The organism is Wolbachia endosymbiont (group B) of Eucosma cana (assembly GCF_947250645.1).
Classification (GTDB): domain Bacteria; phylum Pseudomonadota; class Alphaproteobacteria; order Rickettsiales; family Anaplasmataceae; genus Wolbachia.
In genome coordinates this window covers 607,024-622,461 of the sequence record NZ_OX366334.1, presented here as the reverse complement: position 1 = coordinate 622,461, position 15,438 = coordinate 607,024, and the positions used below count along the sequence as shown (strand labels likewise).

Genomic DNA, 15,438 nt, shown 5'->3' with positions numbered 1-15,438 from the left:
AGCAAATAGCAAAAGATCTGGGATCGTACACCTAGGCACTCAATTTTAATTTTTCACTCAAAATCAAGTTTACGACATCAGGGCTAGCTTTTCCTTTGGTAGATTTCATAACTTCACCAACAAAGAATCCATACAATCTTGTTTTACCACCCTTATATTCTTGAACTTTATCTTGGTTGTTATTGATGATTGTATCTATTACCTCTGAGATTTGACATGTGTCAGTTATTTGCTTGAGATCCTGCTCTTCTATAATAAGGGATGCAGGCTTTCCAGTTTCAAACATAATATCAAAAACTTGTTTACCAAGTTTAGCAGAGATCGTTCCATCGACGATAAAGTCGAGGAGTTCGGATAAAGCATCTGCTTTAATTGGAGAGCTAACAATATCAATATTTGTTTTATTTAAACGACCGAAAAGCTCGACGGTTAACCAGGTAACTGCAATCTTTGAATCATGCTTTTTTGCTAATTTTTCAAAATAATCAGCAATTTCTTTATCAGAAGTGATAACGTCTGCATCGTATTCATTTATACCTAATTCCTCTATGTATCGAAGTTTTTTTTGATCTGGCAACTCGGGTAAAGATGATTTAATAGAATCAATTTTGTCTTGGCTTATTTCAACAGGTAGTAAATCAGGTTCAGGGAAATATCTATAGTCACTTGAATCTTCTTTGCTTCTCATCACTTTTGTTTTTCCTAAAGTGACATCAAACAATAAGGTATCTTGACTTATTTCTCCTCCGCTTTCCAAAATTTTGATCTGCCTTTGTGCTTCATAATCTATAGCTTGTACAATATAACGTATTGAATTTAAGTTTTTTATTTCACAACGAGTGCCAAATGTGCTACTGCCCTTTGGGCGAACAGAAACATTTGCATCACAGCGAAGTGACCCCTTTTCCATATCACCATCACATGAACCGATGTAACGCAAAATCTGCCTCAACTTTTTCATGAATTCTGCAGCTTCTGCAGATGAACGAAGATCTGGCTCTGAAACAATTTCCATTAAAGCAACACCTGCACGATTTAAATCTATGTAAGTTTTGCTTTCTTCATGAATACTCTTTCCTGCATCTTGCTCTAAGTGAATTCTTGCGATTCTTATTTCTTTTTCATTATTATTGATAAAAACTTTGCCATTTTTAACTATTGGCTCAAAGAACTGGGTTATTTGATAACCTTGTGGTAAATCGGGATAAAAATAATTTTTCCGGTCAAAGTAAGAGCATTTATTAATTTCTGCAGAAATTGCAAGTCCGGTGCATATTGCTTGCTCTATGCAGCTATAATTTAATATTGGCAATGTACCTGGCATTGCTGCATCAACTAGAGAAACTTGAGTATTGTGCTCAGTGCCAAATTCCGTTAGTGAACTAGAAAATAGCTTTGTCTTAGAAGAAACCTGAGCGTGTACCTCAAGTCCAATTACTGTCTCCCAGTTTTCTTTTGTCATGTATTTTATTCAATTAATAACTTTATATTCTGCAAACTAGCACAAAAAGTCAAATAAAACTCATTTAACCTATGATCCAAGAGCGGTGTATATCAATAATATAAGAGTTACTACAGTTTCTATTGACTAGGCTGTTATATAATAAAGTTAAGTGCTGCCAAAAAATATCTATAGTAGGCCAAAACATAATTTTGATGGCAACTGATTAGCTAACAAATTTATAAACATCAGTATATAGTTCATCAATGCCTGGCTCTTTACTATTTTTAGCAAAATCTTCTGACTTTTTTACTAAATCTCGTATTTCCTTATCAATAGCTTTGCATTCTTCATCAGAAGCGATTTTATTGTCTGTTATATACTGCTTTAAGGTGCTTATAGGATCATGATTTTGCTTCATATCTTCAACTTCTTCTTTTGAGCGATAAGTAGCAGGATCTGACATCGAATGGCCACGATATCTATATGTCTTCATTTCAAGCAAGAGAGGTCCTTTTCCCCCACGTACGTGCTCAGCTATTTCACTTGTTATCTCATAGACAGAGAAAAAATCCATTCCATCAACTTGTTTTCCAGGAATACCAAAACTCTCTCCTCTTTTATATAGTTCAGTTACTAAAGTTGATCTTTGCACAGAAGTTCCCATTGCGTATTCGTTATTTTCTATGATGTAAACCACAGGTAATTTCCATAAAGCTGCCATATTAAATGATTCATATACTTGTCCTTGATTTGCAGCACCGTCACCAAAATATGTGAATACAACGTTATCTTTTTTCTTGTATTTATTAGCAAATGCTATTCCTGTACCAATTGGGACTTGTGCACCTACTATTCCATGTCCACCAAAGAAATTTTTTTCAACATCAAATATGTGCATGGAGCCACCTTTGCCTTTTGAACATCCTGTTTCTTTGCCCGTGAGTTCTGCCATTACAACATTTGGATCAGAATCACATGAGAGCATTAAGCCATGGTCTCTATAGCTTGTGATAAAAGCATCACCAGGTTTTGATGCAGCTTGAGTCCCAACTGCAACTGCTTCTTGCCCTATTGATAAGTGACAGAATCCGCCTATTAATCCCATTCCGTATAATTGTCCTGCTTTTTCCTCAAATCTGCGTATTAGAAGCATTTTTCTGTAGAACCCAATCACTTGCTCTTTAGTGAAATTTCCTGCTTTCATATTGACTTTCTTTTATTAAACTGAGATCATACCAGAAATCTTTAACATTTTGTAACACTATCTATATGGACTACTATCACTGGCTTGAAGCTTTTCACGTTATCTCTGTAATTATGTGGGTGGCAGGTATGCTCTATTTGCCAAGGCTTTATGTTTACCATGCATCTGTAAAACCAGGGTCAGAAAATGACAGCTTACTTCAAATAATGGAGAAGAGACTCCTTAGATATATCATAAACCCTGCAATGCTTTTCTCGCTTAGTTTTGGAATTATGCTAATGATTATTAGGGAAGCATACCGCGAAGGGTGGTTTCATGTAAAAGCGCTAGCATTATTCTTAATGTTTGCTATTCATGGCCTACTTGCAAAACATAGAAAAAATTTTGCAGTGGGCTTGAATAAGAAAACTCACGTTTATTTTCGTGTTTTAAACGAAGCAGTAACAGTGTTAATAATAATTATAGTTATCATGGTTGTTGTAAAACCGTTTTGATTTTCTAGCCTAATGCTGAACCATTGAATGGAGTATAAGAATTGTTACTAAATAGTTTATTCTAGTGTCTCACAGTCTAAGTAAAATGCTTAAGTTATAGATTCTTTGTTTTTGTGTGTTATTCTGATTAACAAGAATTCAAAGTAGCATTATAATGAGTAAGTTAAAAAAACTTAGTGCTGGACTTTCTTTGACAGGCCTGATTGGTGGCGATGATATAGATATGCAAGGGGCAGGAAATAGAAAGAAGAAATATCAATTTTTGGATAAGACGTTCGCATGGATTGATGCGATGATAAATTTTATTTTTAAACGTGAGAGTAATAACATAAATGAAGTCCTAAAAGTCACATGGGGACCACTATTTTTTGGTTTAGTGGTAATATTCATCTTTTTTGGAATAGGTGGTATTTGGTCGGCTATAGCTCCAATTGATGGAGCAGTGCATGCAAGTGGAGAAGTTATTGTCTCTTCAAATAGAAAAATAGTTCAACACTTGGGTGGGGGAATAATAAGCAAAATTTTAGTAAAAGAAGGTCAAACAGTTAAAAAAGATGAGCCTTTAGTTTTATTAAGTGATGTTAACGAAAAGGCAAATTTGAGTATAATTAAAGAAAAACTCTTATCATTTTTGGCAACTGAAGCAAGACTTATTGCAATTAGGGGAGACTTAGATACGCTAGAATTTTCTGATGAGGTTAAAAGATTATCTAACGATGAACTTGTAAATAAAGCGATAAAGAATCAGGTAAAGTTGTTCAACTCTCAGAGAAAGAGTATATTAGGAAAAACTGACATACTGCAACAACGTATAAAGCAGTTAAATGATGAATTAGCAGGGCTAAATTTTCAACTAAATGCAGCCCATAAGCAATATGACTTGATAACTGAGGAGTTAGAAACAAAAAGACAATTACTTGATAGTGGCCATATAAGCAAACCACACATTTTAGCTTTAGAAAAACAGTTTGCTGAAATTGAGGGTAGAGTTGGACATTACCGTTCTGCAATATCTCAAGTACAGCAAAAGATTGGAGAAAATGAGTTAGAGATTATAAATGTGAAGAATGATGCTCAAGAAAGAGCAAATGCTGAGCTTAAGGAAGTTAATACATCTATTGCAGACTTAAAAGAGAGGCTGATGGTTGCTGAAGATTCGTTAGCACGTACAATAATTAAATCACCTCAAGATGGTATAGTTACAGATATAAGATACCACACTGAAGGTGGTGTTATACAATCTGGAGTTCCAATCATGAGTATAGTACCATCAGATGATGATCTAATAATAGATGCTAAAGTTCTAACCAGAAACATAGAAGAGATACTGTCAGCAAAAAAGAAAGATAGCAATATAGTCTCTATCGACGGACTAGAAGGGCTAAAAGTTAAAGTAAGGCTGAGCGCTTATAGTGCACGTCGCTTAAGTTTAATTAACGGTATAGTAAACCATATTTCCCCTGATGCTCTTGATGATCCAAGGATGGGGCGTTATTATTCAGTGCGAGTGGTGATACCAAAATCAGAACTTGCTCAATTTAAAAACGTATACCTATATCCTGGTATGCCAGCAGAAGTATATATAGTTACTCAATCCCGCACTCTTTTATCGTTCTTGTTTACACCTATAATTGCAACATTCGATAGATCTTTCATAGAGAGATAATTTATTTTGCTTTTCTAAAAAATTTGTTTACAGAGTTTGATATGCAAAAAAATTTACACACAAGTAGTGTATTATTTTATAATTATTTTCTATAATATGTAAATCTTTGATTTAAGATGCAAATGCTAACGTAAACATTAAAGGTTAATTAGTAAACTCAGCTGTATAATAGAATTAAAGGAATTAGTAAGATTTTTACCTTAATGAATTATAAATAGGCAAACTTACCTAAAGTTTAATAGTGTCTGTTACTGCTTTTAGGTGTGAGGCTAGAGGGTTATTAGCAATAACAGACACTATTAAACTTATTATAGAACTTCCTTAAAGTAAATACTTAACTTAAAATATTATAATATTTTAACTTAAAATAGATTCATGTAAATGCTTTTTCCTCAAGTTAGTATCGTATTAGTATATTTATTAAATGCTAAAAAAACATTAATCATCATTTACTTTTGATTCAATATTTAGCAAAACACTTGTGTACATTCTATAATCTCTGTTTGCATAGTAAGTGTATATATATTATTATACAGTTAGTTTTACAGCAAAAAATATGGTGAAGTTATTTGCATTATTGATAATGTTTTACTCAAACATATCAATTGCTTCTGCTCCTACTTCTTGGCAATTTGGATTTCCTGCGCCTGCAACTGAGATGATGGAGGCTGTAGTTAAGTTACATTCGTTTGTGATGAGTGTAATGATTGCAATTATGCTTTTTGTATGGGCCCTGCTTGCTTATATAGTATTTCGCTTTCGTAAGGGCAAAGTGAAAAATGTCAGTAAAATAACTCATAATATCTTTGTAGAAATTATCTGGTTTGTTATACCAACGATTATTGTTGGGGTATTGGCTTTTAAAAATGCTGAATTAATTAAACTACAGGAGAAAGTGCCAAAAGCTGACATAACACTAAAAGTTATTGGTCATCAATGGTATTGGAGTTACCAGTACCCAGAATATCAAGGTATTTCATTTGACAGCTATATAAAAGGAAAAGAAGACTTTACCGAAAGAGATTTAAAACTATTCTCTGTTGATAATAACGTTATTTTACCTATCAATACTAATATTCGTTTACAAGTGACAGCAGGAGATGTAATACATAGCTGGGGAATACCGGCTTTTGGTATAAAAATTGATGCAATACCAGGTAGGCTGAATGAAGCATGGTTTAACGTTACAAAGCCCGGTATTTATTATGGGCAATGTTATGAACTATGTGGTCAAGGTCATGGATTTATGCCAATTGTTGTTGAAGCAGTGAGTAAAGAAGATTTTAATAAGTGGATTGAAGATAAAAAATTAGTAAGTTAAGTTTGGAGTATAGATATGAGTGATGTACCAAAAGGTATAAGACGTTGGCTGTTTTCTACTAATCACAAAGATATAGGGACACTATACATTATTTTTTCCATATTAGCTGGAATTATTGGTGGATTATTATCGGTAATTATTCGTACTCAGCTAATGCACATTAATATACTTAACAATAATTACCAGCTATATAACGTAATGATTACAGGGCATGCGGTAATAATGGTGTTTTTTATGATAATGCCAGCCTTAATGGGAGGATTTGGTAATTGGTTCGTACCTCTCATGATTGGTGCACCAGATATGGCATTTCCTCGTATGAATAATTTAAGTTTTTGGTTGTTAGTTTCATCTTTTATTTTGCTTATCCTCTCGGTATTTGCTGGCGAAGGTCCTGGAACAGGATGGACTTTATACCCACCTTTGTCGCAAATTATGTCCCACCCAAGTGCAGGAGTTGATCTTGCTATACTTGCACTTCATATTGCTGGTATGTCATCAATTGTTGGGGCGATCAACTTTATAGTTACCATATTCAATATGCGTGCAAAAGGTATGTCACTAACTAAGATACCACTATTTGTTTGGTCTATTTTACTCACGTCATTTATGTTAATTGTTGCCTTACCGGTACTTGCTGGTGCTATAACTATGCTGCTCACTGATCGTAATATAGGTACCTCCTTTTTTGATCCTGCTGGTGGTGGTGATCCTGTGTTATTTCAACATCTGTTTTGGTTTTTTGGTCATCCAGAAGTTTACATAATTATTTTTCCTGCATTTGGTATCATCAGTCAGATTGTGTCAACTTTTTCTCATAGGCCAGTATTTGGTTATATGGGAATGGTTTATGCCATGATAGGAATAGCAACGTTTGGCTTCATGGTTTGGGCTCACCATATGTTTACTGTTGGGCTTAGCGAGGATGCTGCTATATTTTTTAGCACTAGCACAATTTTCATTGGTGTTATAACTGGTGTAAAAGTCTTTAGTTGGATTGCAACTATGTGGGGTGGAGCGATTGAATTGAAGACACCAATGCTGTTTGCATTAGGTTTTATTTTCATGTTTGTTGGAGGTGGTATAACCGGAATAATTCTTTCTCACGGTGGAATAGATAAGCTTTTGCACGATACCTATTATGTCGTTGCTCACTTTCACTATGTCATGTCGCTTGCTGCATTATTTGGAGCTTTCGCCGGTTTTTATTATTGGATAGGCAAAATGTCAGGTAAGCAATATAACGAGTGTTTAGGAAAGATACACTTTTGGCTCACTTTTATTAGCACCAATGTCACTTTCTTACCCCAGCATTTCCTGGGATTAGCAGGTATGCCAAGGCGTATACCTGATTATCCCGACGCGTTTATCCCTTGGAATTATATATCCTCAATTGGCTCATATATGTCCTTTCTTTCAGTTATGTTTTTTGTATTTATAGTTATACATCTCTTTAAGTGGGGCAAAAAAACTGGAGATAATCCTTGGGAAGGTGACACTTTAGAATGGACGGTATCTTCACCACCGCCTTTTCATACTTTTGAAAAACCACCAGTGATAAAATAGAATGTACACAAGTGTTTTGCTAAATGTTGAATCAACAATACTGGATTTTTGGCATTTGCTGAAGCCAAGGATAATGTACCTTGTAGTGTTTACTGCAATTGCTGGAATGCTTGCTGCACCAGGTAGCATTCATCCTTTCCTTGCACTAATATCTCTTATGTGCATTGCTCTTGGTTCAGGATCTGCAGGTGCAATAAATATGTGGTATGACAGAGATATAGACTTGCTTATGGAGAGAACAAAAAACCGCCCTATACCTTCAGGTAGAGTTTCTGCAGAAAGCGCGCTTGAATTTGGCATAACTCTTGGAATATTGTCAGTATTTATCATGGCAATAGCAGTGAACTATGTTTCTGCTGCTTTGCTTGCAATTAGCATATTATTTTATGTTTTTGTGTATACAATTTGGCTCAAAAGGCGTACTCCGCAGAATATTGTTATTGGTGGTGCAGCAGGTGCTTTTCCTCCAATGATTGGCTGGGCGGTTGTAACTGACTCTGTAAGCTGGGAAAGTTGTATTCTATTTTTAATAATTTTTATGTGGACTCCACCACATTTTTGGGCTCTATCCTTAAATAGATCTGAAGATTATACAAAAGCATCGATTCCAATGTTCAATATCGTTTATGGTCCAGAAAAAACGAGGAAATATATATTAATCTATAGCGTGTTACTCGTATTAACTAGCTTACTTCCAGCACTATTTTTGAAAAAGGCTCTATTTTACCTCAGTATGGCAATGATTGAAGGGTATGTTTTTATTTGGTTTGCTGCATCCGTTATAAGGCTTAAGAGTCATAGCTCGCAGAAAAAAATGTTTTCTTATTCGATTTCTTATCTATTTTCTCTGTTTGCCAGCGTTATTTACTGCTCTATTGATTTGTTTTAACCATGAAAGAACACAAAAACTATCTTTTACTTTCTCTTCTAATAATGCTCGTTGTAGCACTTTTTTTTGTTTCCATAATAAAATTTAAAGGTGCGGCTTAAATTGCCTCTATATCTATAAAAATTGTGATTTTATAGAAGCAACGATATACTTTATTAATTCACTACAGTTAAAGATGAAGAAAAAGGAAGTGACAATATACACAGATGGAGCATGCTCTGGTAACCCAGGGACAGGAGGGTGGGCAGCAATCATATTATTTCAAAATCATAGAAAGAACATCTGTGGTAGAGAAGAAAATACTACAAATAATAGAATGGAGTTAACAGCAGTGATCAATGGACTGAAGGTATTAAAATTTCCTTGTAATATCAGTTTGTATACGGATAGCCTCTATATTAAATACGGTATAACAGAATGGATAAATAAGTGGAAAATGAACGGCTGGAAGACAAGTAATAAGAAGTCAGTAAAAAATATAGAATTATGGAAAGAATTAGACGATGTTGCTTTGCAACATGAGATTAACTGGAAGTGGGTGAAAGCGCATAATGGTGATAAATACAATGAAGAAGCCGACAGCTTAGCAAGAAAAGCAATAATCGATGCTTAAAAAAATAGCTCTATCATTTTCTATAATTTTATTATTTATATTCTGCTTCTTTATCCCTTTTAAAGGGGAAGGTCCTTTAGAAATCAATATTAGTTATATTAATTTTTATATAAAGAAAAAAATATTAAAGATATTTACCAATTCGGATGTCAGCATGGAGAGTACCTCGGTTATTTGGCAGAAAGATGGCAAGCTAGTCATTACAGATTTAAAAATAACAAATCCTGACTTTACCATAGAAGTTCCTGAGCTTTTCGTACACTTTAAGTTAAGTTCCAAAAAGTTCTCTCAGGTTTTAGCTGGTAATGTACACATATATATCAAGAAGGAAGAGACCAGAGGAATAACAACATCTGTAATGACAGATAAGATGAGTAGTACAAAAAATCTGCTGAAGACAATAAGAAAAATTTTTTTCTACTTAAATGCAGACTCAAGGATTGAAATTACTAACATTGCTGTCAATAAAAGCACGGAAGGTGAATTCTTCATTGATAAAGTATATGTAGGAAAGGAGGAAAATTTTAATGTTTTGGATATTCGTGTTCATACAAAAGATAAAAAGGGGATTCTAGATGATTTATCTATTATGATAAAAAATCGCAATAATTTGTTAAATTTGTATGGAACATTTTATAACCTAAAGTTGGGGCTATTTAACGAGTTTTCCACACTAGTTAAAAGTTACAATTTGGACAAAGAAATAGGGTTCAAAGGGAACTTCTCAATGAGAATTAATGGAAAGGATGAAGTTATGGATGGAAACATATACGTGTTAAATACAGAGAGTCACTCAGGTAAAAACTTAGCCTTGACTAATGTAAATGTAAATTTGACATATAGTGATGAAATCATTAGCGTAAAAAACTTTCATTTTAAGTTAAATGATACTTACCTTTCTTTGATTGGCAAAATGAACTTTGGCACAAATCATGCTTTGCTTAGAGTTAATATTAGTAAACTTGTTGCAAAAGATTTATGTACTTATGTACCAGATGGTCTAGTGAACAATGAATTTAGAAAGTGGTATTGTAATAATATTGATGGGAATATTATAAATACAATTATAAGTTTTAACGGTAAAATCGATAGTTTAATAAATGATGATCTGTCAGGTATTGTAATTGTTGCTGATATAGAAAATGGCAGCGTTCAATTTGATGAGGATTTTGAACGAGTAGAGAACTTGAACGGTGAGTTAACTCTCAAGGATAACAATCTCAAAATTATTGTAAATAGAGCTAAGTTTCAGAATTTTACTATCAATAGTGGTCATATTGAAATGAACTCTCTCAATAAAGAAGATTCTGTTCTTACCATTAATGGTCAGGCTGTAAGTGATGCTTATGGGTTATATGAGCCTATAAAATTTAAGCTGGATGATGTGGTAAAATTTGAAAGAGATAAAGTAGGTGGAATAGCAAATTCTATATTCAATTTTCGTATTTTTAATCTAAATGGTGATAGTAAAAAAGTGGACTTCTCAGCAAATTTCTATTCTGAAATTGATAATTTGGTCGTATATAATGAAAGTCTTGGTAAGTATGATATTAAGCTTGATTTCGGCAGAGATTTTATTGATTTAAATGGCAGTGGTATGGTAAATAATACACAGCTGCTATTTGACCTCAAAAGTAGCAATAAAAATGAAAATTTTGCCTGGAGTTTGACTGGAGATTTACCTGCTCAAATACTTAATTTCGGTGATGGTTATATCAATGCAAATATAGAATCAGCGATAAATCAAGATAAGACTGGATATGTTAATGGTAATATAGATTTATCAGAGCTTGAGTTGCGTTCAAGCTACTTAGGATGGAAAAATCATTTTGAAGATCACAATGAAGTTTTATTTTCTACAAGGCTAAAAGGAGCAGGTAAGTTACTAATAGATAAACTAGACGTTGTAGGAAGTGATCTAGACATAAAATTTAGCGGAAGAGTAGAAAATGGAAATCTATATTTAAATTCTAGCAATTTTAAATTACCTGATAATAATTTTAGTATAGAAATTGAATCAGGTAAGGAGAAAGATGCCATAACTATTCACGGTGAGAAAATCAACTTAAGTGATGTGTTAGGTTTACTTGGCAAAGATAGTAATCGATTAAGTAACAAAATAGAAGTTACTATGAATGTTGACAATATAATTATGAAAGAAGGCATTACCATAGAAGATGCCAAGCTGAACGTAACTTGCACTAAAGGTGATTGCAGTGGAAGTCAATTTACAGGAAAGTTTTCAGAGGATAATAGTAGTATATTAGCAGAATACAGTGAAATAGGGCTTGAAATATACGCGGATAATTCAGGTATGCTTTTGCGTTCTTTAGGGATTAGTAAATCAGTTAAAAACGGCAAATTCTCTCTTTATCTATCTTCTAAGAGAGAAAATGGAGGACATTATGGTATGTTATCTATCAGCAATTTCTATATCAAAGATGCTCCATTACTTACTACTTTATTATCAATGTCCTCACTTCCTGGCATTGTAAATGCTATAAAGAACGAAGGTGTGCATTTTTATAAGTTTAATGTACCTTTTTCATATAAAGATGGCACTGTTGAAATTGAAGAATCTTGGCTTGAAGGAGCGGAACTGGGCATTAGTACTAGTGGTACGCTCAATACTAAGGATTATAAGTTCCAGGTTGAAGGACAAGTAATACCGGCATACTCAATTAACAAATCTTTGTTGAAAATCCCTATAATCGGAAAACTTCTGACTGGTGGGAAGAGTAGGGGGATTATTTCAATAGACTACAAAGCAAATGGTGATGATAAAAACAATAACGTATCTGTTAATCCTATCTCTTCTCTCACTCCAAGCTTATTTAAGAGGTTATTAGGAGTATTTGATCGTATTATGACAAAAACTAATAAAAACGTTTTAAAAGGTAGTTTGAAGAAGAAATTTAGCTCAATATGACCAGAAGAAAAGTTATTTATTGATGTTTAGTTAGATGGTAAACGTTAGATACAACAAACAGAGGAAGTTAGATAAAATAATTAAGGGAACAAGAATATAAAGGTTTAACTTGAAGTAACCGGATAAAATCTGAGTCACACTTCCAAGTGCTGGTACCCACGAAAGCAATGCAACTGCACAAATCAGTAGGTGCCTTACAATTTTTGGTGTTTTGTCTTCATTCTCTAATTTGTGATGTGATCTTCTGATAAAAATTGTTATTCTACCTAAATACCAGTTAGCTATTCCACCAAGACTGGATCCCGATACTCCAAAAAGTAATATAAGTAGTGGATTGTAATGTGACCTAAAGCATAACATAGTGTAAAGTACAAAACCTTGATGTATGGGTAAGATAAGTGATGATACTAGGCTATCTATAAACAATAGGAGATAATTTTCCATACCAAGTTATTGTACCATCTTCGTTGTCAGAAATTGTAACCCCCATTTGTTTCAATTGCTCTCTTATTTTGTCCGCAGTATCATAATCTTTATTTTGTTTTGCTACTTTTCTTAAGTCTATCAACCTTTCTATTTCTTGATGACTTACATCACTTGCAAACCACTCTTGATAACTTGACTCAAGAAGACCAATGAACCTTGCGCTTTTAACAAAGTTCTTAGTTAATTTGAGCTTCTCATATTCATTAATTGTCTTATTGATTTCTGTAGCCATTTCATGCAATATGGCTACAGCTTCAGGAATGTTTAAATCGTTTTTCAAAGCCTCTATAAAATCTTTAGAGACTTCTGCATCACTTTCCTCAATACATGTACTACGTAATAACCGATAAAACTTGTTTAAAGTTTCTTGCGACTCAGAGATAACATTTTCTGTCCAATCAAGTGGTTTTCTGTAGTGAGTTTTAAGCAGCGCATAACGTATTACTTCACCCTTTATTCCACTATCTAACAAATCCCTTACTTTGACTATATTAAATAAGGATTTGCTCATTTTCTCTTCATTTACCGTAAGAAAACCGTTGTGTACCCAATATTTTGCAAACTTTGACCCAGCAAATGCAGATTTACTCTGTGCAATTTCATTCTCATGATGAGGAAATTGCAAGTCTATACCGCCACCGTGAATATCAAAATCTTTGCCAAGGTAAGCATATGACATTGCTGAACATTCTATATGCCACCCTGGTCTTCCCTCTCCCCATGGACTATTCCAGTGACTTGAAAGTTTATAGTCAGTTTCGTTTGCAGGTTTCCAAAGTACGAAGTCTCCTGGGTGTTTTTTATTTTCACCCACTTCAACTCTATTACCATGATCCAACTCATCAATTTTTTTCCCTGATAAAACACCGTACTCAGGGTAAGATTCTACACTAAAATATACATGTTTATTTGATTCATAAGCATGACCAGAATGCAGCAAAGATTCAATTAACTCAATAATTTGGTCTATATTTTCTGTTGCTTTTGGTTCATGTGTTGGTTCTACGCAATTTATGCTTCTCATATCTTCATGAAAAGCTTTGGTATAATATGCGCTGATACTTTCTATATTACTACTTTTCTTATTTGCTGCATTGATTATCTTGTCATCGATGTCGGTTATATTACGCACATAAGTAACTTTGCCATAACAAAATTTCAGCAGTCGAAATAATACATCATAAACAACAACAGAACGTGCATTTCCTATATGTGCAGTATCATATACTGTTGGTCCGCAGACGTACATTTTTATATGATCTTTATCGATCGGTGTAAAGGGCTCTTTTTTTTTTGTTAAAGTGTTGTAAAGCTTAACCATATACAAAGCTTTTTAGAAAAGAAAATGCTCCAAATATAAGCTGTGGTCCTTTAACTATTACGACAAGAGTAAGTAATAACCCACACAATGATACTAATACTCCGATTATAGAGAGAAATCCATCTTTGCTCATGATACCCAGTGAAATGAGAGTTGTACCAATTGCAGGAATGAAGTTAGTTAAAGGAAGTGGGATTGCTATCGATAATGCACAAAGCAGCATTATAAATGCTAAAATATTTTCACCAGGACCACGAAAAATGAAAGACATTCTTGGTTTCATGAACTTTTCTATTTTTTTTAATGTAGGTGAAGTTTTCTCTACCACGAGAGCTAGTGTTGACCGTTGAAAAGATTTCCTTTCTAGCCAATTAGGCATCCAAGGAGAATCAAACCCAAATAGAAGCTGCAGTGAAAATAAGATTAAAGGTATAGAAAGAATGGTTGTATAGCCAGGTGGAACAGGTATAGGTACTGATAGCGGTAAAGAGAAGATGATTATTAAAATACCAAAACCACGCTCATGTAAAGCTGTTTTAATATCAAATAATGTTACTTTATCATTATCGTTATTATTAGTATCTGCAACCTCTTTTAGAATATCAGAGGCCAATTTTTTATCTTCAGTCAATTTCACACTTTTTTCCACAGATACCCTTTAATAACAATATAACTTCTAACTAACATAGTTATTGCTATATTTCAATATCGATTATTCATTTCATGCTGTACTTCATTCTTTTATTAAAGTTTTGTAAAGCTTTTAAGAAGAGAAAGTATTCCGGCTATAAGTTTTGGTCCTTTAACTATTACAATAAGGGTAACCAATAACGCACAGAATGAAACTAACACTCCTAACGTAGATAAAAATCCATCTTTACCCATAATGCCGAGTGAAATAAGAGTTATACCAATTGCAGGAAGGAAGTGAGTAAAAGGTAATGGAAGAGCTATTATTATTGCACAAAGCAACATCATAAAAGCTAGAATCTTTTCACCAGGACCACGAAAAATGAAAGACATTCTTGGTTTCATGAACTTTTCTATTTTTTTTAATGTAGGTGAAGTTTTCTCTACCACGAGAGCTAGTGTTGACCGTTGAAAAGATTTCCTTTCTAGCCAATTAGGCATCCAAGGAGAATCAAACCCAAATAGAAGCTGCAGTGAAAATAAGATTAAAGGTATAGAAAGAATGGTTGTATAGCCAGGTGGAACAGGTATAGGTACTGATAGCGGTAAAGAGAAGATGATTATTAAAATACCAAAACCGCGCTCATGTAAAGCTGTTTTGATGTCGAACAATGTTACTTTATCACTATCGTTGTTATTGGTATCTGCAACCTCTTTTAGAATATCAGAGGCCAATTTTTTATCTTCAGTCAATTTCACACTTTTTTCCACAGATACCCTTTAATAACAATATAACTTCTAACTAACATAATTATTACTGTACTTCAATCATACCTCTTCAATTCTTTAGCCTTGTTTAAACAAATGACACGCAC

Annotated in this window: 13 protein-coding genes; 7 read left to right on the top strand and 6 right to left on the bottom strand. The window is 33.7% G+C overall.

Annotated features, from left to right (window positions below; genetic code table 11):
- Positions 1–31: 31 nt before the first annotated feature.
- Together gatB and pdhA are read right to left on the bottom strand one after the other, a co-directional pair.
- Positions 32–1,462, bottom strand: coding sequence for an Asp-tRNA(Asn)/Glu-tRNA(Gln) amidotransferase subunit GatB (gene gatB, locus OOK99_RS03020; RefSeq protein ID WP_264720146.1), 1,431 nt, complete (start codon positions 1,460–1,462; stop codon positions 32–34).
- A 205-nt stretch (positions 1,463–1,667) separates the two neighbouring features.
- Positions 1,668–2,648 (bottom strand): pyruvate dehydrogenase (acetyl-transferring) E1 component subunit alpha, encoded by a 981-nt coding sequence (gene pdhA, locus OOK99_RS03015; RefSeq protein ID WP_264720145.1) that lies wholly within the window; start codon positions 2,646–2,648, stop codon positions 1,668–1,670.
- Between the two features lie 65 nt (positions 2,649–2,713).
- Between pdhA and hemJ the strand changes: the two genes are divergently transcribed.
- From hemJ to OOK99_RS02980, 7 genes are all read left to right on the top strand, one after another.
- Complete coding sequence (hemJ, locus tag OOK99_RS03010; protein WP_264336743.1) at positions 2,714–3,142, top strand: protoporphyrinogen oxidase HemJ; 429 nt, start codon at positions 2,714–2,716, stop codon at positions 3,140–3,142.
- Between the two features lie 154 nt (positions 3,143–3,296).
- Positions 3,297–4,808 (top strand): HlyD family type I secretion periplasmic adaptor subunit, encoded by a 1,512-nt coding sequence (locus OOK99_RS03005; RefSeq protein WP_264720143.1) that lies wholly within the window; start codon positions 3,297–3,299, stop codon positions 4,806–4,808.
- 556 nt (positions 4,809–5,364) lie between these two features.
- Positions 5,365–6,129 (top strand): cytochrome c oxidase subunit II, encoded by a 765-nt coding sequence (coxB, locus tag OOK99_RS03000; RefSeq protein WP_264720142.1) that lies wholly within the window; start codon positions 5,365–5,367, stop codon positions 6,127–6,129.
- Between the two features lie 15 nt (positions 6,130–6,144).
- The gene (gene ctaD / locus OOK99_RS02995) at positions 6,145–7,695 is read left to right on the top strand and encodes a cytochrome c oxidase subunit I (protein WP_139686463.1); all 1,551 of its coding nucleotides are present in this window, start codon (positions 6,145–6,147) and stop codon (positions 7,693–7,695) included.
- 1 nt (position 7,696) lies between these two features.
- Positions 7,697–8,584, top strand: coding sequence for a heme o synthase (locus OOK99_RS02990; protein WP_264336746.1), 888 nt, complete (start codon positions 7,697–7,699; stop codon positions 8,582–8,584).
- A 175-nt stretch (positions 8,585–8,759) separates the two neighbouring features.
- Complete coding sequence (gene rnhA / locus OOK99_RS02985) at positions 8,760–9,197, top strand: ribonuclease HI (protein ID WP_264720141.1); 438 nt, start codon at positions 8,760–8,762, stop codon at positions 9,195–9,197.
- Positions 9,190–12,126 carry a DUF3971 domain-containing protein gene (locus tag OOK99_RS02980; protein ID WP_264720140.1) on the top strand — a complete coding sequence of 979 codons (2,937 nt, stop codon included), beginning with the start codon at positions 9,190–9,192 and terminating at the stop codon, positions 12,124–12,126. Before rnhA ends, OOK99_RS02980 begins: the two co-directional genes overlap by 8 nt.
- A 30-nt stretch (positions 12,127–12,156) precedes the next feature.
- Here OOK99_RS02980 and OOK99_RS07050 read toward each other — a convergent pair whose 3' ends face one another.
- From OOK99_RS07050 to OOK99_RS02965, 4 genes are all read right to left on the bottom strand, one after another.
- The gene (locus OOK99_RS07050) at positions 12,157–12,570 is read right to left on the bottom strand and encodes a YqaA family protein (protein WP_319606761.1); all 414 of its coding nucleotides are present in this window, start codon (positions 12,568–12,570) and stop codon (positions 12,157–12,159) included.
- A complete protein-coding gene (gene cysS / locus OOK99_RS02975; RefSeq protein WP_264720138.1) occupies positions 12,539–13,933 on the bottom strand; it encodes a cysteine--tRNA ligase in 1,395 nt (464 codons plus the stop codon). Before cysS ends, OOK99_RS07050 begins: the two co-directional genes overlap by 32 nt.
- Positions 13,926–14,582 (bottom strand): exopolysaccharide biosynthesis protein, encoded by a 657-nt coding sequence (locus OOK99_RS02970; protein ID WP_006013843.1) that lies wholly within the window; start codon positions 14,580–14,582, stop codon positions 13,926–13,928. Before OOK99_RS02970 ends, cysS begins: the two co-directional genes overlap by 8 nt.
- Before the next feature lie 95 nt (positions 14,583–14,677).
- Positions 14,678–15,334 carry an exopolysaccharide biosynthesis protein gene (locus OOK99_RS02965; protein WP_264720136.1) on the bottom strand — a complete coding sequence of 219 codons (657 nt, stop codon included), beginning with the start codon at positions 15,332–15,334 and terminating at the stop codon, positions 14,678–14,680.
- Between the last annotated feature and the right edge of the window lie 104 nt (positions 15,335–15,438).